Here is a 16,215-nt window from a genome sequence, read left to right as displayed (position 1 = left end):
CTATAGGGGATAATTTTTAATTCCTTTATGAAATTATAGCGCCCGGAGACACTGCCCCCACGATAAAAACAGGGGGACGCGATCATGGCAGCAACACGTTTAACATTTTTAGCGGCGGCGCTGGCGCTGCTGGCTTTCAGGGCAGAGGCGGTCAACGTCACCGTCGCCTGGCAGACCTCAGCGGAACCGGCAAAGGTGGCGCAGGCCGACAACACTTTTGCTAAAGCGAGCGGGGCCAGCGTTGACTGGCGCAAATTCGACAGCGGCGCGGGCGTGCTCCGCGCGCTGGCCTCCGGCGACGTGCAGATCGGCAATATCGGCTCCAGCCCGCTGGCGGTCGCAGCGGCGCAGAAGCTGCCGATCGAAGCCTTTTTACTCGCCTCTCAGCTGGGGAACTCTGAAGCGCTGGTGGTGAAGAAGAGCATCACGAACCCCCAGGATCTCATCGGCAAGCGTATCGCTGTACCCTTTATCTCCACCACCCATTACAGCCTGCTGGCGGCCCTGAAACACTGGGGCATTAAACCGTCGCAGGTCCAGCTGGTGAACCTGCAGCCGCCCGCCATTATCGCGGCCTGGCAGCGGGGCGATATCGATGGCGCCTACGTCTGGGCACCGGCGGTGAACGAGCTGGAAAAAGAGGGCCGGGTGTTAACCGACTCGGCAGACGTGGGCCGCTGGGGATCGCCAACGCTGGATGTCTGGGTGGTGCGCAAAGATTTTGCGGAGCAACATCCTGAGATCGTTACCGCCTTCGCCCGCAGCGCGATCGAGGCTCAGCAGGCCTATCTTAACAGCCCCGACAGCTGGCTGAAGCAGCCGGAGAACCTCAGTAAGCTCTCCCGTCTGAGCGGTGTGCCGGAAGCGCAGGTGCCGGGCCTGGTTAAAGGCAACACCTATCTCACGGCGCAGCAGCAGGTTGAGCAGCTGGGCAAACCAGTTAATCAAGCGATCGTCGATACCGCGCACTTTCTGAAAGCGCAGGGCAGAGTGCCGCAGGCGGACAACGACTACAGCAGCTACGTGACCTCGCGCTTTGTCGCACCACTCGTGAAACCTTAAGGAGGCACCATGCTGCGCATCGCTCACCTCAATGCTCGTTATGCCGGACAGCCGGTATTGCAGGATATCAACCTGCAGCTGGAGAGCCATGAACTGCTGGTGGTGCTCGGCCCCTCCGGCTGCGGCAAAACGACCCTGCTCAATCTGGTTGCCGGATTTCTGCCGGTGGAGTCGGGCAGCATCACGCTGGATAACCAGCCGGTGACCGGCCCTGGCGCGGAGCGCGGCATGGTGTTTCAGCACGAAGGTCTGCTGCCGTGGCGTAACGTGCTGGAGAACGTGGCCTTTGGCCTGCAGCTGGCGGGGATGGCACGCGAGGCACGCGAGACTATCGCACGGAGGCTTATCAGGCAGGTCGGCCTGGAGGGTGCAGAAAAGCGCGCCATCTGGCAGCTCTCCGGCGGTCAGCGGCAGCGGGTCGGTATCGCGCGTGCGCTGGCCACCGATCCGCAACTGCTGCTATTGGATGAACCCTTCGGCGCGCTGGATGCCTTTACCCGTGAGCAGATGCAGACCCTGCTGCTGACGCTGTGGCGCGACAGCGGCAAACAGATCCTGCTGATTACGCACGATATAGAAGAGGCGATCTTCCTCGCCAGTGAACTGATCCTGCTGTCGCCGGGGCCGGGCCGCATCGTTGAGCGGCTGCGCCCCGGCTTCGGTCAGCGCTTTGCCGCGGGCGAGTCGTGCCGCAGCATTAAATCCGATCCGGACTTTATCGCTCAGCGTGAATATGTGCTGAGCCGGGTATTCGACCAGCGGGAGGCGTTTGCATGAGCGCCTTCACGCACGACAAGTCGCTGCCGGTCCGTCGCCGCCTGCGCTGGCCCTTTTCGATCCCCTTTACGCTAAGCCTGCTGAGTCTTTCACTGCTGCTACTGATCTGGTGGGGTGTAACCGCGCTGGGCCTGATCGCGCCGCTCTTTCTGCCGTCGCCGCAGCAGGTGTTCAGCAAGCTGCTGGTGATCGCCAGCGCGCAGGGCTTTATGGATGCCACGCTGTGGCAGCATCTGGCCGCCAGCCTGACGCGGATGCTGATTGCGCTGACGGCTGCGGCGGCGATGGGTATTCCGGTGGGGATCCTGATGGGGCTCAGCCCGGTTGCCCGCGGGCTGCTCGATCCGCTGATCGAACTCTATCGGCCGATTCCACCGCTCGCCTATCTGCCGCTGATGGTGATCTGGTTCGGCATCGGGGAAACCTCGAAGATCCTGCTGATCTATCTGGCCATCTTCGCGCCGGTCACGCTCTCGACCCTGGCGGGGGTGCGTAACACGCAGCAGGTACGACTGCGGGCGGCCCGTTCACTGGGGGCGAATCGCTGGCAGCTGCTGCGCTGGGTGATTCTGCCCGGTGCGCTGCCGGAGATCCTGACCGGCCTGCGTATTGGCCTGGGAGTAGGCTGGTCCACCCTGGTAGCGGCGGAGCTGATTGCCGCCACGCGGGGCCTGGGATTTATGGTGCAGTCAGCAGGAGAGTTTCTCGCCACGGATGTGGTGCTGGCGGGGATCGCAGTGATCGCCCTGATCGCTTTTAGTTTAGAACTCGGGCTGCGCGCGTTGCAGCGTCGCCTGACGCCCTGGAGTGGAGAACAGTCATGAATGAACGTCTCAGTTTTACCCCGCTTGGTCCCTGGATTGGCGCGCAGGTGTCAAACCTGGATCTCTCCCGCCCGCTGAGCGATGCGCAGTTTGAGCAGCTCTATCACGGCCTGCTGCGTCATCAGGTGCTGTTTCTGCGCGACCAGAAAATAACGCCGGAACAGCATCGGGCGCTGGCGATCCGCTTTGGCGATCTGCACATCCATCCGGTCTACCCTCATGCGGAGGGCGTCGAGGAGATTATCGTGCTGGATACCCACCAGGATAATCCGCCGGATAACGACAACTGGCACACCGATGTCACCTTTATCGACACGCCTCCGGCCATCGCTCTGCTGGCCTCAAAGGTGCTGCCGGAAGCGGGCGGCGACACGCTCTGGACCAGCGGGATTGCGGCTTACGAGGCACTCTCTGAACCCTTTAAGCAGCTGCTGGCCAATCTCCACGCCGAACATGATTTCAAAAAGTCCTTCCAGGAGTTTAAATACCGCAAAACGGAAGAGGAGCATCGGCGCTGGCAGCAGGCGGTGGCGAAGCATCCGCCGGTGCAGCATCCGGTGATCCGTACCCACCCGGTCAGCGGCAGGAAAGCGCTGTTTGTGAATGAGGGCTTTACCACGCGGATTGTGGATCTTAGCGAGAAGGAGAGCGATGCGGTGCTGAGCTTTCTGTTTGCCCACGCCACCAAACCGGAGTTTCAGGTGCGCTGGCGCTGGCAGCCGGACGATCTGGCTATCTGGGATAACCGGGTGACACAGCATTATGCCAATGCTGACTACTATCCTGCCCGGCGGGTCATGCAGCGGGCGACGGTGCTGGGTGACAGACCGCGCTAAACGCGCCGCGTTCTCCCTGCGGGCAGGGAGAACGCCTGCGTGTCAGGCACTCATCATCTGTTCGAGCTGTTCCTGCGCGTCGAGCCACGCCATCTCCACCTCTTCCAGCGCCGATTTACTCTCCGCCTGACGCTGCAGCGCCGTGGTCAGATCGGCTTTACGCCCCGGCTCATAAATCGCACTGTCGGAGAGCTGCGCTTCCGCCTCGGCGAGCTGGCTCTGCCACTTGCTCATCTGCTTTTCCAGCTTCTCGATCTCTTTACGCAGCGGCTGCGTCTGGGTGCGCAGTTCGGCATCGCGGCGTTTCTGATCTTTGCGTGCCTGGGCGCTGTTGCCATTATCCGCTTTCGGCGCGGCCTCCTGCTGCGCCTGCTGCTTTTGCAGGTCGCTCAGCCACTGCTGATAATCTTCGAGATCGCCGGCAAACACATCGACTTTGCCATCGTGTACCAGATAGAGGTCGTCGGTGGTGGCGCGCAGCAGATGACGGTCGTGCGAGACCACCACCAGCGCACCTTCAAAGTCGATCAGCGCCTCGGTCAGCGCCTGACGCATATCGAGATCGAGATGGTTGGTCGGTTCATCGAGCAGCAGCAGGTTAGGGCGCTGCCAGACAATCAGCGCCAGCACCAGCCGCGCTTTTTCGCCGCCGGAGAAACGCTCCGTGTTTTCAGTCACCTTGTCGCCACGGAAATCGAAACCGCCCAGATAGTCGCGCAGCTGCTGCTCCAGCACGTTGGGCGCAATGCGCGCCAGATGCTGAAGCGGCGATTCATCGGCCCGCAGATATTCCAGCTGATGCTGGGCGAAGTAGCCGAGCTTGATCCCTTTCGACAGCCCGATCCTGCCCTCCATCGCCTCCAGCTCGCCCGCCAGCAGCTTGATCAGCGTCGATTTACCGGCACCGTTGCGCCCCAGCAGGCCGATCCGTGAACCCGGCACCAGGTTAAGTTTGATGGCGTCCAGAATGATGCGATCGCCATAACCCGCGGTGACCTTCTCCATCTTCAGCAGCGGATTGGGCAGGTTTTCCGGCTTGCGGAAGGTGAAGCTGAACGGGTTATCGACATGGGCGGGCGCGATCATCTCCATACGCTCCAGCATCTTGATGCGGCTCTGCGCCTGCTTCGCCTTGGTCGCCTGGGCGCGGAAGCGATCGATGTAGCTGTGCAGGTGCGCCACTTTCTGCTGCTGGCTCTCATACAGCGACTGCTGCTGCGCCAGTTTGGCGACGCGCTGCCGCTCAAAGGAGCTGTAGTTGCCGGTATATTCGAACATCGACGCCTGTTCGATATGAATGATTTTGTCGACGACCGGATCGAGAAAGTCGCGATCGTGCGAGATCAGGATCAGCGTGCCTTCATAACTCTTCAGCCAGCGCTCCAGCCAGATCACGGCATCGAGATCCAGGTGGTTGGTCGGTTCATCCAGCAGCAGCAGATCGGAGCGGCAAATCAGTGCCTGCGCCAGGTTCAGTCGCATGCGCCAGCCACCGGAGAAGTCGCTGACCGGGCGTTGCAGCTGCTCCTGGCTGAAGCCCAGACCGTGCAGCAGGCTTGCGGCGCGCGCATGGATACTCCACGCCTGCACCGCATCCAGCTTGCCATGCAGCAGCGCGATGGCGTTGCCATCGTCACGCAGATTGGCGTCCGCCAGTTCCGCCTCCAGCTGGCGATAGACGCGGTCACCGTCGATGACATACTCCAGCGCGGCTTTGTCGAGCGCCGGGGTTTCCTGATTCACCCAGGCCAGCGCCCAGTGTGCCGGAAGCGTAACGGTGCCGGCATCGCTGGTGATTTCACCTTTTAACAGCGACAGCAGCGTGGATTTACCACAGCCGTTTTTTCCCACCAGCCCGACCTTCTGACCCGGATTGATGGTGGCGGTAGCGTTGTCGAGCAGGACGCGGATGCCGCGGCGAATTTGTAAGGCAGAGAAGACAATCATGTAAGCGCCGTATCGTCAGAATATGTTAATTTACTGGCAACATAATGAGATTTTGCTGCGTCGTGCATGGTAGCGGAAATCCGCCTCAATGACGACGCTTTGGAGGGAAAGGATGTCGCAGCCACCCAGGGTATTACTGCTTTTTGCTCATCCGGAATTACAGGATTCGGTGGCTAACCGGATTCTGCTGCAGCCGGCTCAGGCGCTGGAACATGTCACCGTGCACGATCTGTACGCGACCTATCCGGATTTTTTTATCGATATTCATCACGAACAGCAGCTGCTGCGTGAGCACGATGTCATCATTTTTCAACATCCGCTCTATACCTATAGCTGTCCGGCCCTGCTGAAAGAGTGGCTGGATCGCGTATTGTCGCGCGGCTTCGCCAACGGCGTGGATGGCAATGCGCTGGAAGGAAAGTACTGGCGCAGCGTCGTCACCACTGGCGAACCGGAAAGTGCCTTTAAACAGCAGGGGCTGAACCGCTACTCGCTCAATGACATTATGCGTCCTTTTGAGCTGACCGCGCAGATGTGCCGGATGCACTGGATGCCGCCGATGATCGTCTACTGGGCGCGTCGTCAGGGGCCGGAATTAATGAAAAACTACGCCCGCGCCTATGGCGACTGGCTGGCAGCACCGCTGCCGAACGGAGGAGTATAGATGGAAGGACAAACGCTGCTGACCGCCGGGGTGATCTATCTGGTCGCGGCGGTCTTGCTGGTTCCGGTGGCCGCTCGTCTCGGGATTGGTGCCGTGCTGGGCTATCTGGTTGCGGGTATCGCTATCGGCCCGTGGGGATTGGGCTTTATCAGTGACGTCGAAGAGATTCTTCATTTCTCGGAGCTGGGCGTGGTCTTCCTGATGTTTATCATCGGGCTGGAGCTGAACCCGGCAAAGCTGTGGGCGCTGCGCCGCTCCATTTTTGGGGTCGGCGCGGCGCAGGTTATCTTCTCCGCCGCGATCCTCGGCGGGTTGTTGTGGCTGACGGACTTTAGCTGGCAGGCGGCGATCATCGGCGGCATCGGGCTGGCGATGTCTTCGACCGCGATGGCGCTGCAGCTGATGATGGACAAGGGGATGAACCGCAGCGAAGCGGGGCAGCTGGGCTTTTCGGTTCTGCTGTTTCAGGATATCGCGGTCATCCCTGCGCTGGCGCTGATCCCGCTGCTGGCGGGCACCGACAGCGGCCATATCGACTGGATGAAAGTCGGCATGAAGGTCGTGGCGTTCGCCGGGATGCTGGTGGGCGGACGCTATCTGCTGCGGCCCATCTTCCGCTATATCGCCGCATCGGGCGTGCGCGAGGTCTTTACGGCGGCGTCACTGCTGCTGGTTCTTGGCTCGGCGCTTTTTATGGATGCGCTGGGGCTGTCGATGGCGCTGGGCACCTTTATCGCCGGTATCCTGCTGGCGGAGAGCGAATATCGTCACGAGCTGGAAGTCGCGATCGAGCCGTTTAAGGGGTTACTGCTGGGGCTGTTCTTTATCTCGGTAGGCATGGCGCTTAACCTCGGGGTGCTCTATACCCATATTGTGACCATCCTGCTGGGCGTGATCACGCTGGTGGCGGTGAAAACGGTGGTGCTCTATCTGCTGGCCCGCATTTATGGTCTGCGCAGCTCCGAGCGGCAGCAGTTTGCAGGGGTGCTGAGTCAGGGCGGTGAGTTCGCCTTTGTGCTCTTTTCCGCCGCGTCGTCGGCAAAACTGTTCGCTGGCGATCAGTTGCCAATGCTGCTGGTCACCGTCACGCTGTCGATGATGACCACGCCGCTGCTGATGCAGGGCATCGACCGTCTGCTGGCGCGACGCTTCAATGAGCCGGACGACGAGGCGGAAAAGCACTTCGTTGAGGACGATCAGCCGCAGGTGATTGTGGTGGGCTTTGGCCGCTTCGGGCAGGTGGTGGGTCGTCTGCTGATGGCGAACAACAAACGCATCACCGTGCTGGAGCGCGACATCAGTGCGGTCAATCTGATGCGGAAATATGGCTATAAGGTCTATTACGGCGACGCGACCGAGCTGGAGCTGCTGCGGGCCGCCGGTGCGGCCAGCGCCCAGTCGATAGTGATTACCTGTAGCGAGCCGGAAGATGTGATGACCATCGTGCATCTCTGCCAGCAGCACTTTCCGCAGTTGCAGATTCAGGCGCGCGCCCGTGGTCGTGTGGAAGCGCATGAGCTGTTACAGGCGGGCGTCACACAGTTCTCGCGCGAAACCTTCTCCAGTGCGCTGGAGCTGGGGCGCAAGACATTGATGTCGCTGGGGATGCATCCGCATCAGGCGCACCGCGCCCAGCAGCATTTCCGCCGGCTGGACATGCGGATGCTGCGCGAGCTGATGCCCAATCCGGCTGAAAGCGCCCAGGCTTCACGCGTCCGTGAAGCGCGGCGTGAACTGGAAGATATCTTCCAGCGCGAAATGCAGCGCGAGAAGCGGCAGATCGACGGCTGGGACGATGATCAATAATCTCTTTAAACAGGCAGAAGCTGATGCGTAAACGTTTTATTGCAGGTGCGACATGCCCGCACTGCCAGGAGAAGGACACGCTGGCGATGTGGCGTGAAAATAATGTCGATGTGGTGGAGTGCGTGAAATGTGGTCACCAGATGCGTGAGGCCGATAAACAGGCCCGCGATCAGGTTCGCACGAATGAGCAGGTGATCGGCATTTTCCACCCGGAATAGCGTAAACGACCAGCTTTTTTTACGCTTAAACTTACAGCGGCATTGAATTCCGTTACAATTGACGCCATTAAGGCTGGAGTCGCAAGAGAAAGTGAAACCCCTCTTGTACTCAGCCCCGAACCTTTCTGGTTGGTGTTATTGCACGCAAGAATAGACCAATGAGACGGGATCTCAGCTCTCAACGGTTAGGAGATATCATGAAAGTAGCAAAAGACCTGGTGGTAAGCCTGGCCTATCAGGTACGTACAGAAGACGGCGTGTTAGTTGACGAGTCACCGGTGAGTGCACCGTTGGACTACCTGCACGGTCATGGTTCCCTGATTTCTGGTCTGGAAAATGCGCTGGAAAACCACATTGCCGGCGACAAGTTTGACGTGCATATCCCGGCAAACGATGCCTACGGTCAGTATGACGACAACCTGGTGCAGCGCGTTCCTAAAGACGTGTTCATGGGCGTTGACGAACTGCAGGTCGGCATGCGCTTCCTGGCAGAAACCGATCAGGGTCCGGTACCGGTAGAAATTACCGAAGTGGAAGATGATCACGTTGTGGTTGATGGTAACCACATGCTGGCGGGTCAGAACCTGAACTTCAACGTTGAAGTGGTTGCTATCCGTGAAGCCACCCCGGAAGAACTGGCTCATGGCCATGTTCACGGTGCTGATGGCCATCATCATGACCACGATCACGGCCATGATCACGACCACGATCACGGCAAAGGCGGTTGTGGCACAGGCGGCTGTGGCTGCAGCCACTAAGTCTCAACAGACCGTTCAAGGCCACCTCCGGGTGGCCTTTCTTTTGGCGCTCATCGGGTCCGGCGCATCTGAGAAACGCCAGACAGGCTGCGCTTAATAGTGCGGCGGGGGTGTCTCTTCCGATTGCGAGGCGACCATAGAGGGCGCATTCGCCTTGAGCTTGTCGGTTAAAATCCGCATCTGCTCCCGCAGCTTGCTCATCTGCAGTTCGTGCTCGACGACCGCATTGTTCAGCTGATCAATCGTCATCTCCTGAAAGGCCAGTTTGCTCTCTAACGTCTCCAGACGCTGTTCCCACTCAGATTGTTGCATGACCTGTTCCTCTGTTAAGGTGCGACTCGGGGCGTGATTCTACGACCTGACTGCCAGGAATCACCTGTTTTTTTCACGATCTCCGGCGTTGCGCTTGAAAAAACGGGGCGCGCCATCATCTCTGATGAAACTTCCCGATGTTATAAAGGTCGGAGGTAGACCGGGTAATTACATTGTGGGAGTGTTCGACACTGCCACGTAAAGTTATAGTGTGGACTCCCAGGTCCGCAATGTTTCCCGAGGTTAGACGCTTCGGTTTTGGAGAAAGGATGAAATCACTGTTTAAAGTCACATTGTTAGCTACCACAATGGCTGTTGCGCTGAATGCTCCGCTGGCAATGGCGGCAGAGACGGCTGCGGCGCCACAGGCTGCACCAGCCGCGGCACCCCAGTCTGCGCCGCAGGCACCGAAAAATGCAGCCTTCAAAGATGAAGACCAGCAGTCTGCTTACGCACTGGGTGCTTCACTGGGTCGCTACATGGACAACTCCCTGAAGGAGCAGGAAAAACTGGGCATTAAGCTGGACAAGCAGCAGCTGATCGCAGGTGTTCAGGATGCATTCGGTGGCAAGAGCAAACTCTCTGATGAAGAGATCGAGCAGACCCTGCAATCCTTCGAAGGTCGCGTGAAAGGCGCAGCCTCAGCGAAAATGGAAAAAGATGCGAAAGAGAACGCCGATAAGGGCGCAGCTTACGCAACCAAATTTGCTAAAGAGAGCGGCGTGAAGAAATCTGAAACCGGCCTGCTCTATAAAGTCGAGAAAGAGGGCACCGGCGACGCACCTAAAGACAGCGACACCGTAGTCGTGAACTATAAAGGTACGCTGATCGACGGTACGGAGTTCGACAACTCTTACACCCGTGGCGAGCCACTTTCGTTCCGTCTGGATGGCGTGATCCCGGGCTGGACTGAAGGTCTGAAGCATGTGAAGAAAGGCGGCAAGATCAAGCTGGTGATCCCACCACAGCTGGCCTACGGTAAAAATGGCGTTCCGGGCATCCCGGCTAACTCCACTCTGGTGTTCGATGTCGAACTGCTGGATATCAAACCGGCACCAAAGGCCGATGAAAAAGCACAGGCGCCAGCGCCTGCTGCCGCTGCACCGAAAGCGCAGTAATCTGCCAGCCGCCGCCTCCGGGCGGCGGTTTCATTTCCGCTTCACGACAAACCTCTGGCATAAGCCGGTGACATTTGCCAGACTAATGCCTGCCGAATTATCCCAATATTGAGTCTGCCCATAAGCCGCTGTGACAGGCTCCAGCCATTCAGGGTGAAACTCTTCAATGTCTAATCCATTCAATCCGGGTGAACTGAGCGACTTCGATCTGCTTGAGCAGCGCCCGTTCGAACAAACTGATTACGATATTCTGAAATCGTACGAGGCTGTCGTGGATGGCCTTGCCATGCTGATTGGCTCCCATTGCGAGATTGTCCTGCATTCGCTTGAAGACCTTAAGTGTTCGGCTGTGCGCATCGCCAATGGCGAGCACACGGGGCGTAAAGTCGGTTCGCCGATTACCGATTTAGCCCTGCGGATGCTGCACGATATGCATGGGGCGGACAGTAATGTGTCGCGCGCCTATTTCACCCGGGCCAAAAGCGGTGTGCTGATGAAGTCGGTCACTATCGCTATCCGTAACCGTCAGCAGCGGGTGATTGGCCTGCTCTGTATCAACATGAACCTTGATGTGCCGTTCTCGCAGATCATGTCGACCTTTATGCCACCGGAGATGCAGCAGGTCGATTCCAGCGTTAACTTCGCCAGCTCGGTAGATGATCTGGTGATGCAGACGCTGGAGTTCACCATCGAAGAGGTGAGTGCGGACCGCAATGTCTCGAACAACGCCAAGAACCGTCAGATTGTGCTGAATCTCTATGAGAAGGGGATCTTCGACATCAAGGATGCGATAAACCAGGTGGCGGATCGCCTGAACATCTCGAAGCACACGGTCTATCTCTATATCCGCCAGTTTAAAAATGGCGACTTTCAGGGGCAGGAGCGGTAATGCGTTACACCCTGCTGGTCACCGGCCCGGCCTATGGTACGCAACAGGCGACCAGCGCGTGGCTCTTTGCCCGTGCGCTGTTAGCGGCAGGCCATCAGCTGGAGAGCGTGTTCTTCTACCGGGAAGGCGTACTGAACGCGAATCAGTTGACTGCGCCAGCCAGCGATGAGTTCGATCTGGTCCGGGCGTGGCAGACATTACATCAGGAGCAGGGCGTGGCACTGAATATCTGTGTGGCGGCCGCGCTGCGGCGTGGCATAAGCGATGCGCAGGAGTCGGCACGGCTTCAGCTGGCGGGGAGTAACCTGCAGCCGGGCTTTACCCTGAGCGGGCTGGGGGCGCTGGCCGAGGCGGCGCTGCGCTGCGAACGTCTGGTGCAGTTCTGATGAATCGCATCGCATTTGTTTTTACGCAGGCACCGCACGGCAGCAGTGCCGGACGCGAAGGGCTGGACGCGGCACTGGCAACGGGCGCGCTCAGTGAAGATATTGGCCTGTTCTTTATCGGCGATGGCGTACTGCAGCTCAATCTGCATCAACAACCCGAGGCAATTAAGAGCCGTCACTACGCGGCGACCTTTGGCGTACTGGCTTTGTATGACATTGATCAGTGCTATCTCTGCCGGACATCGCTGCTGGCGCGGGGGCTGGATGCTGAGGCAGAACGGTTGCTGGACGTTACGCTGCTGGATGCGCCTGCGTTGCGCCAGACTCTGGCCCGTTACGACCGTATCCTGACTTTTTAAGAGGCGCGAATGCTGCACACTTTACTGCACTCTCCGTCACACAGCGATCTTGAAACGCTGATATCCATGACAGAAGCCGGAGATGACCTGCTGCTACTGCAGGATGGGGTACTGGCAGCCGTGGCGGGCAGTCGCGCGCTGCAGCGGCTGGCCGCCAGCCCTGCAACGCTGTGGGTGCTGGAGGAGGACGTCCAGGCGCGCGGTCTCGCTGGACAAATTTCGACCAGCGTGCAATCCGTAGACTATAATGGGTTTGTCACGCTAACGATCAGGCATCCGCAACAAATGGTCTGGTGATCGGCTAAAACCTGGTTATTTCTTGACACCCCTTTGACGCAGCCCTAAAATTCTGCCTCCTCGTAATTCTACGAGGCGATTTATTACGTGTTTACGAAGCAAAAGCAAATCCAGGAGCTATTTAATGGCAACAGTTAACCAGCTGGTTCGCAAACCACGCGTCCGCAAAGTTGCAAAGAGCAACGTGCCGGCGCTGGAAGCTTGCCCGCAAAAACGTGGCGTTTGTACTCGTGTGTACACCACCACTCCTAAGAAACCAAACTCCGCACTGCGTAAAGTCTGCCGTGTGCGTCTGACCAACGGTTTCGAAGTCACCTCCTACATCGGTGGTGAAGGTCACAACCTGCAGGAACACTCCGTGATCCTGATCCGTGGCGGTCGTGTAAAAGACCTGCCAGGTGTGCGTTACCACACCGTTCGTGGCGCGCTGGACTGCTCAGGTGTTAAAGACCGTAAGCAGGCTCGCTCCAAGTACGGCGTGAAGAAGCCAAAGGCTTAATGGTTCTCCGTTAAGTAAGGCCAAACGTTTTAAATTAAATGTCAAAATAAACTCATAGAGTTTTGGACAATCCTGAATTAACAACGGAGTATTTCCATGCCACGTCGTCGCGTCATTGGTCAGCGTAAAATTCTGCCAGATCCTAAGTTCGGATCAGAGCTGCTGGCCAAATTTGTAAATATCCTGATGGTAGATGGTAAAAAATCTACTGCAGAATCTATCGTTTATACCGCGCTTGAGACCCTGGCTCAGCGTTCAGGTAAAAACTCTCTGGAAGCTTTTGAAGTAGCACTGGAAAACGTGCGTCCGACTGTCGAAGTTAAGTCACGTCGCGTTGGTGGTTCTACTTATCAGGTTCCTGTTGAAGTCCGTCCGGTTCGTCGTAATGCCCTGGCAATGCGCTGGATCGTAGATGCTGCTCGTAAACGCGGTGATAAATCAATGGCTCTTCGCCTGGCGAACGAACTTTCTGATGCTGCAGAGAACAAAGGTACTGCAGTTAAGAAACGTGAAGACGTTCACCGCATGGCAGAAGCCAACAAGGCGTTCGCTCACTACCGTTGGTAATAACCACGTAGTTGTTAAACCAGCGGGCGCTCAGATAGCCAACCCGCTGGGGTCGACTTACCTTGAACGTCCGAGAATCAGAGGAATCAAATGGCTCGTAAAACACCCATTGCTCGCTACCGTAACATCGGTATCAGTGCGCACATCGACGCCGGTAAGACTACCACTACCGAACGCGTTCTGTTCTACACCGGTGTAAACCACAAAATCGGTGAAGTACACGACGGCGCAGCAACCATGGACTGGATGGAGCAGGAACAGGAACGTGGTATTACCATCACGTCCGCTGCGACCACCTGTTACTGGTCTGGTATGGCTAAGCAGTTTGAACCACACCACATCAACATCATCGACACCCCAGGACACGTTGACTTCACCATCGAAGTAGAACGTTCTATGCGTGTGCTTGATGGCGCGGTAATGGTTTACTGTGCAGTTGGTGGCGTTCAGCCACAGTCTGAGACCGTATGGCGTCAGGCTAACAAATATAAAGTTCCACGCATTGCGTTCGTTAACAAAATGGACCGCATGGGTGCTAACTTCCTGAAAGTTGTTAACCAGATGGAAGTTCGTCTGGGTGCAACTCCAGTTCCTCTGCAGCTGGCTATCGGCGCAGAAGAGAAATTCACCGGTGTTGTTGACCTGGTGAAAATGAAAGCAATCAACTGGAACGACGCCGATCAGGGCGTAACCTTCGACTACGAAGATATTCCAGCTGATATGCAGGAACTGGCTGAAGAATGGCGTGCGAAGCTGGTTGAAGCCGCTGCTGAAGGCTCTGATGAGCTGATGGAGAAATTCTTCGGTGGTGAAGAACTGACTGAAGAAGAGATCAAAACATCTCTGCGTAAGCGTGTTCTGAACAACGAAATCATCCTGGTAACCTGTGGTTCTGCATTTAAGAACAAAGGTGTTCAGGCGATGCTGGATGCAGTGGTTGAATATCTGCCAGCACCAACTGACGTTACCGCGATCAACGGTATGCTGGACGACGGTAAAGACACGCCGGCTGTTCGTCACTCTGACGACAACGAGCCGTTTGCTGCACTGGCGTTCAAAATCGCTACTGACCCGTTTGTAGGTAACCTGACCTTCTTCCGCGTTTACTCTGGTGTGGTTAACACCGGTGACACCGTGTTTAACCCGGTTAAGTCAAACCGTGAGCGTCTGGGCCGTATCGTTCAGATGCACGCTAACAAGCGTGAAGAAATCAAAGAAGTCCGTGCGGGCGATATCGCAGCTGCGATCGGCCTGAAAGATGTGACCACTGGTGATACCCTGTGTGACCCAGACAACGTCATCATCCTTGAGCGCATGGAGTTCCCGGAGCCGGTAATCTCTATCGCCGTGGAACCAAAAACCAAAGCTGACCAGGAAAAAATGGGTCTGGCTCTGGGCCGTCTGGCGAAAGAAGACCCATCATTCCGCGTATGGACTGATGAAGAATCTAACCAGACCATCATCGCCGGTATGGGTGAATTGCACCTCGACATCATCGTTGACCGCATGAAGCGTGAGTTCAACGTTGAAGCAAACGTGGGTAAACCACAGGTTGCTTACCGTGAAGCAATTCGCACCAAAGTTACCGATGTTGAAGGTAAACACGCCAAGCAGTCTGGTGGTCGTGGTCAGTATGGTCATGTTGTTATCGACATGTACCCACTGGAGCCAGGTTCGAACCCGAAAGGTTACGAATTTATCAACGACATCAAAGGTGGTGTGATTCCTGGTGAATACATCCCTGCGGTTGATAAAGGTATCCAGGAGCAGCTGAAATCAGGCCCACTGGCTGGTTATCCGGTTGTGGATCTGGGTATTCGTCTGCACTTTGGTTCTTACCATGATGTCGACTCCTCAGAACTGGCGTTTAAACTGGCCGCGTCTATCGCCTTCAAACAGGGCTTTAAACAAGCGCAACCTGTTCTGCTTGAGCCTATCATGAAGGTTGAAGTTGAAACGCCGGAAGAGAACACAGGTGATGTCATCGGTGACCTTAGCCGTCGTCGTGGTATGCTTAAAGGGCAGGAATCTAACGCTACTGGCGTTCAGATTCACGCTGAAGTTCCGTTGTCTGAAATGTTCGGATACGCAACTCAGCTGCGTTCTCTGACCAAAGGTCGTGCTTCTTACTCCATGGAGTTCCTGAAGTATGACGATGCGCCGAACAACGTAGCGCAGGCCGTTATTGAAGCTCGTAGCAAATAAGCTACGGTTTAAATTTGAACTGATGCCTTCACCCGAGGGTGAAGGCACAACGTAAGGAATTATCGCCATGGCGAAAGAGCAATTTCAGCGTAACAAACTGCACGTAAACGTGGGCACCATCGGTCACGTTGACCACGGTAAAACCACCCTGACTGCAGCTATCACCACCGTACTGTCTAAAACTTACGGCGGCCAGGCGCGTGCATTCGATCAGATCGATAACGCACCAGAAGAGAAAGCTCGTGGTATCACCATCAACACTTCACACGTTGAGTATGAAACCCCGACTCGTCACTACGCACACGTTGACTGCCCAGGCCACGCCGACTATGTGAAAAACATGATCACCGGTGCTGCGCAGATGGACGGCGCGATCCTGGTTGTTGCTGCGACTGATGGCCCGATGCCACAGACCCGTGAGCACATCCTGCTGGGCCGTCAGGTTGGCGTTCCTTACATCATCGTGTTCCTGAACAAGTGTGACATGGTTGATGATGAAGAGCTGCTGGAACTGGTTGAGATGGAAGTGCGTGACCTGCTGTCAGCTTATGACTTCCCAGGCGACGACACCCCAATCGTTCGTGGTTCTGCGCTGAAAGCGCTGGAAGGCGACGCTGAGTGGGAAGCAAAAATCATCGAGCTGGCTGAACACCTGGACAACTACATCCCGGAACCACAGCGTGCAATCGAT

The 16,215-nt window shown here is 57.0% G+C and carries 19 protein-coding genes; 17 read left to right on the top strand and 2 right to left on the bottom strand.

What is annotated here, in order from left to right; all coding sequences use genetic code 11:
- Positions 1-84: 84 nt before the first annotated feature.
- From tauA to tauD, 4 genes are read left to right on the top strand one after another with little or no spacing between them, the layout of a single operon-like run.
- Positions 85-1,062 (top strand): taurine ABC transporter substrate-binding protein, encoded by a 978-nt coding sequence (gene tauA, locus ACNY69_RS18190; RefSeq protein ID WP_367395876.1) that lies wholly within the window; start codon positions 85-87, stop codon positions 1,060-1,062.
- Positions 1,063-1,071: 9 nt separating this feature from the next.
- Entirely contained in the window at positions 1,072-1,839 is a 768-nt protein-coding gene (gene tauB / locus ACNY69_RS18185) for a taurine ABC transporter ATP-binding subunit (RefSeq protein WP_418799435.1), read from the top strand.
- Positions 1,836-2,663, top strand: a complete 828-nt coding sequence (gene tauC, locus ACNY69_RS18180) for a taurine ABC transporter permease TauC (RefSeq protein WP_111139703.1) — start codon at positions 1,836-1,838, stop codon at positions 2,661-2,663. The genes tauB and tauC overlap by 4 nt, the downstream gene beginning before the upstream one ends.
- Positions 2,660-3,499, top strand: a complete 840-nt coding sequence (tauD, locus tag ACNY69_RS18175; protein ID WP_111139702.1) for a taurine dioxygenase — start codon at positions 2,660-2,662, stop codon at positions 3,497-3,499. The genes tauC and tauD overlap by 4 nt, the downstream gene beginning before the upstream one ends.
- 42 nt (positions 3,500-3,541) lie before the next feature.
- Here tauD and ACNY69_RS18170 read toward each other — a convergent pair whose 3' ends face one another.
- The gene (locus tag ACNY69_RS18170) at positions 3,542-5,446 is read right to left on the bottom strand and encodes an ABC transporter ATP-binding protein (RefSeq protein ID WP_111139701.1); all 1,905 of its coding nucleotides are present in this window, start codon (positions 5,444-5,446) and stop codon (positions 3,542-3,544) included.
- Positions 5,447-5,558: 112 nt separating this feature from the next.
- On the opposite strand from ACNY69_RS18170, the gene kefG reads away from it, so the two are divergent.
- From kefG to slyD, 4 genes are all read left to right on the top strand, one after another.
- Complete coding sequence (kefG, locus tag ACNY69_RS18165; RefSeq protein ID WP_111139700.1) at positions 5,559-6,110, top strand: glutathione-regulated potassium-efflux system ancillary protein KefG; 552 nt, start codon at positions 5,559-5,561, stop codon at positions 6,108-6,110.
- Entirely contained in the window at positions 6,111-7,916 is a 1,806-nt protein-coding gene (kefB, locus tag ACNY69_RS18160) for a glutathione-regulated potassium-efflux system protein KefB (protein WP_111139699.1), read from the top strand.
- A gap of 23 nt (positions 7,917-7,939) precedes the next feature.
- Positions 7,940-8,134, top strand: a complete 195-nt coding sequence (locus ACNY69_RS18155; RefSeq protein WP_010253033.1) for a YheV family putative zinc ribbon protein — start codon at positions 7,940-7,942, stop codon at positions 8,132-8,134.
- Positions 8,135-8,331: 197 nt separating this feature from the next.
- Positions 8,332-8,892, top strand: a complete 561-nt coding sequence (gene slyD / locus ACNY69_RS18150) for a peptidylprolyl isomerase (protein WP_111139698.1) — start codon at positions 8,332-8,334, stop codon at positions 8,890-8,892.
- Between the two features lie 93 nt (positions 8,893-8,985).
- On the opposite strand, the gene ACNY69_RS18145 is transcribed toward slyD, so the two are convergent.
- Complete coding sequence (locus tag ACNY69_RS18145; RefSeq protein ID WP_111139697.1) at positions 8,986-9,204, bottom strand: SlyX family protein; 219 nt, start codon at positions 9,202-9,204, stop codon at positions 8,986-8,988.
- A 269-nt stretch (positions 9,205-9,473) separates the two neighbouring features.
- On the opposite strand from ACNY69_RS18145, the gene fkpA reads away from it, so the two are divergent.
- From fkpA to ACNY69_RS18100, 9 genes are all read left to right on the top strand, one after another.
- Positions 9,474-10,322, top strand: a complete 849-nt coding sequence (gene fkpA, locus ACNY69_RS18140) for an FKBP-type peptidyl-prolyl cis-trans isomerase (protein ID WP_111139696.1) — start codon at positions 9,474-9,476, stop codon at positions 10,320-10,322.
- Positions 10,323-10,488: 166 nt separating this feature from the next.
- Entirely contained in the window at positions 10,489-11,211 is a 723-nt protein-coding gene (locus ACNY69_RS18135) for a helix-turn-helix transcriptional regulator (protein WP_111139695.1), read from the top strand.
- On the top strand, positions 11,211-11,597 hold the full coding sequence (tusD, locus tag ACNY69_RS18130; RefSeq protein ID WP_111139694.1) for a sulfurtransferase complex subunit TusD: 387 nt from the start codon (positions 11,211-11,213) through the stop codon (positions 11,595-11,597). The genes ACNY69_RS18135 and tusD overlap by 1 nt, the downstream gene beginning before the upstream one ends.
- A complete protein-coding gene (tusC, locus tag ACNY69_RS18125) occupies positions 11,597-11,956 on the top strand; it encodes a sulfurtransferase complex subunit TusC (RefSeq protein WP_111139693.1) in 360 nt (119 codons plus the stop codon). The genes tusD and tusC overlap by 1 nt, the downstream gene beginning before the upstream one ends.
- A gap of 9 nt (positions 11,957-11,965) precedes the next feature.
- Positions 11,966-12,253, top strand: coding sequence for a sulfurtransferase complex subunit TusB (gene tusB / locus ACNY69_RS18120; protein ID WP_111139692.1), 288 nt, complete (start codon positions 11,966-11,968; stop codon positions 12,251-12,253).
- A gap of 124 nt (positions 12,254-12,377) precedes the next feature.
- Entirely contained in the window at positions 12,378-12,752 is a 375-nt protein-coding gene (rpsL, locus tag ACNY69_RS18115; RefSeq protein ID WP_003852912.1) for a 30S ribosomal protein S12, read from the top strand.
- A 96-nt stretch (positions 12,753-12,848) separates the two neighbouring features.
- Positions 12,849-13,319, top strand: a complete 471-nt coding sequence (rpsG, locus tag ACNY69_RS18110) for a 30S ribosomal protein S7 (protein ID WP_009087603.1) — start codon at positions 12,849-12,851, stop codon at positions 13,317-13,319.
- A 90-nt stretch (positions 13,320-13,409) separates the two neighbouring features.
- The gene (fusA, locus tag ACNY69_RS18105) at positions 13,410-15,524 is read left to right on the top strand and encodes an elongation factor G (RefSeq protein WP_111139691.1); all 2,115 of its coding nucleotides are present in this window, start codon (positions 13,410-13,412) and stop codon (positions 15,522-15,524) included.
- Positions 15,525-15,591: 67 nt separating this feature from the next.
- Positions 15,592-16,215: GTP-binding protein (locus ACNY69_RS18100; RefSeq protein ID WP_418799430.1), on the top strand; the 624-nt coding region annotated here is incomplete at its 3' end.

It is taken from the genome of Pantoea graminicola (assembly GCF_048452665.1).
Taxonomy (GTDB): Bacteria; Pseudomonadota; Gammaproteobacteria; order Enterobacterales; family Enterobacteriaceae; genus Pantoea.
Note: the sequence above shows the minus strand (reverse complement) of the source record. Positions and strands in the feature narration are given on the sequence as shown.

Excerpts from the sequence above, each read along its gene's own strand:
- rpsL (WP_003852912.1), top strand. The coding sequence starts at position 12,378 with ATGGCAACAGTTAACCAGCTGGTTCGCAAACCACGCGTCCGCAAAGTT.
- fusA (WP_111139691.1), top strand. The coding sequence starts at position 13,410 with ATGGCTCGTAAAACACCCATTGCTCGCTACCGTAACATCGGTATCAGT.
- kefG (WP_111139700.1), top strand. The coding sequence starts at position 5,559 with ATGTCGCAGCCACCCAGGGTATTACTGCTTTTTGCTCATCCGGAATTA.
- ACNY69_RS18155 (WP_010253033.1), top strand. The coding sequence starts at position 7,940 with ATGCGTAAACGTTTTATTGCAGGTGCGACATGCCCGCACTGCCAGGAG.
- tauA (WP_367395876.1), top strand. The coding sequence starts at position 85 with ATGGCAGCAACACGTTTAACATTTTTAGCGGCGGCGCTGGCGCTGCTG.
- slyD (WP_111139698.1), top strand. The coding sequence starts at position 8,332 with ATGAAAGTAGCAAAAGACCTGGTGGTAAGCCTGGCCTATCAGGTACGT.
- tauD (WP_111139702.1), top strand. The coding sequence starts at position 2,660 with ATGAATGAACGTCTCAGTTTTACCCCGCTTGGTCCCTGGATTGGCGCG.
- tauB (WP_418799435.1), top strand. The coding sequence starts at position 1,072 with ATGCTGCGCATCGCTCACCTCAATGCTCGTTATGCCGGACAGCCGGTA.
- tusC (WP_111139693.1), top strand. The coding sequence starts at position 11,597 with ATGAATCGCATCGCATTTGTTTTTACGCAGGCACCGCACGGCAGCAGT.
- rpsG (WP_009087603.1), top strand. The coding sequence starts at position 12,849 with ATGCCACGTCGTCGCGTCATTGGTCAGCGTAAAATTCTGCCAGATCCT.
- tusD (WP_111139694.1), top strand. The coding sequence starts at position 11,211 with ATGCGTTACACCCTGCTGGTCACCGGCCCGGCCTATGGTACGCAACAG.
- kefB (WP_111139699.1), top strand. The coding sequence starts at position 6,111 with ATGGAAGGACAAACGCTGCTGACCGCCGGGGTGATCTATCTGGTCGCG.
- ACNY69_RS18170 (WP_111139701.1), bottom strand. The coding sequence starts at position 5,446 with ATGATTGTCTTCTCTGCCTTACAAATTCGCCGCGGCATCCGCGTCCTG.
- ACNY69_RS18135 (WP_111139695.1), top strand. The coding sequence starts at position 10,489 with ATGTCTAATCCATTCAATCCGGGTGAACTGAGCGACTTCGATCTGCTT.
- tusB (WP_111139692.1), top strand. The coding sequence starts at position 11,966 with ATGCTGCACACTTTACTGCACTCTCCGTCACACAGCGATCTTGAAACG.
- fkpA (WP_111139696.1), top strand. The coding sequence starts at position 9,474 with ATGAAATCACTGTTTAAAGTCACATTGTTAGCTACCACAATGGCTGTT.
- ACNY69_RS18145 (WP_111139697.1), bottom strand. The coding sequence starts at position 9,204 with ATGCAACAATCTGAGTGGGAACAGCGTCTGGAGACGTTAGAGAGCAAA.
- tauC (WP_111139703.1), top strand. The coding sequence starts at position 1,836 with ATGAGCGCCTTCACGCACGACAAGTCGCTGCCGGTCCGTCGCCGCCTG.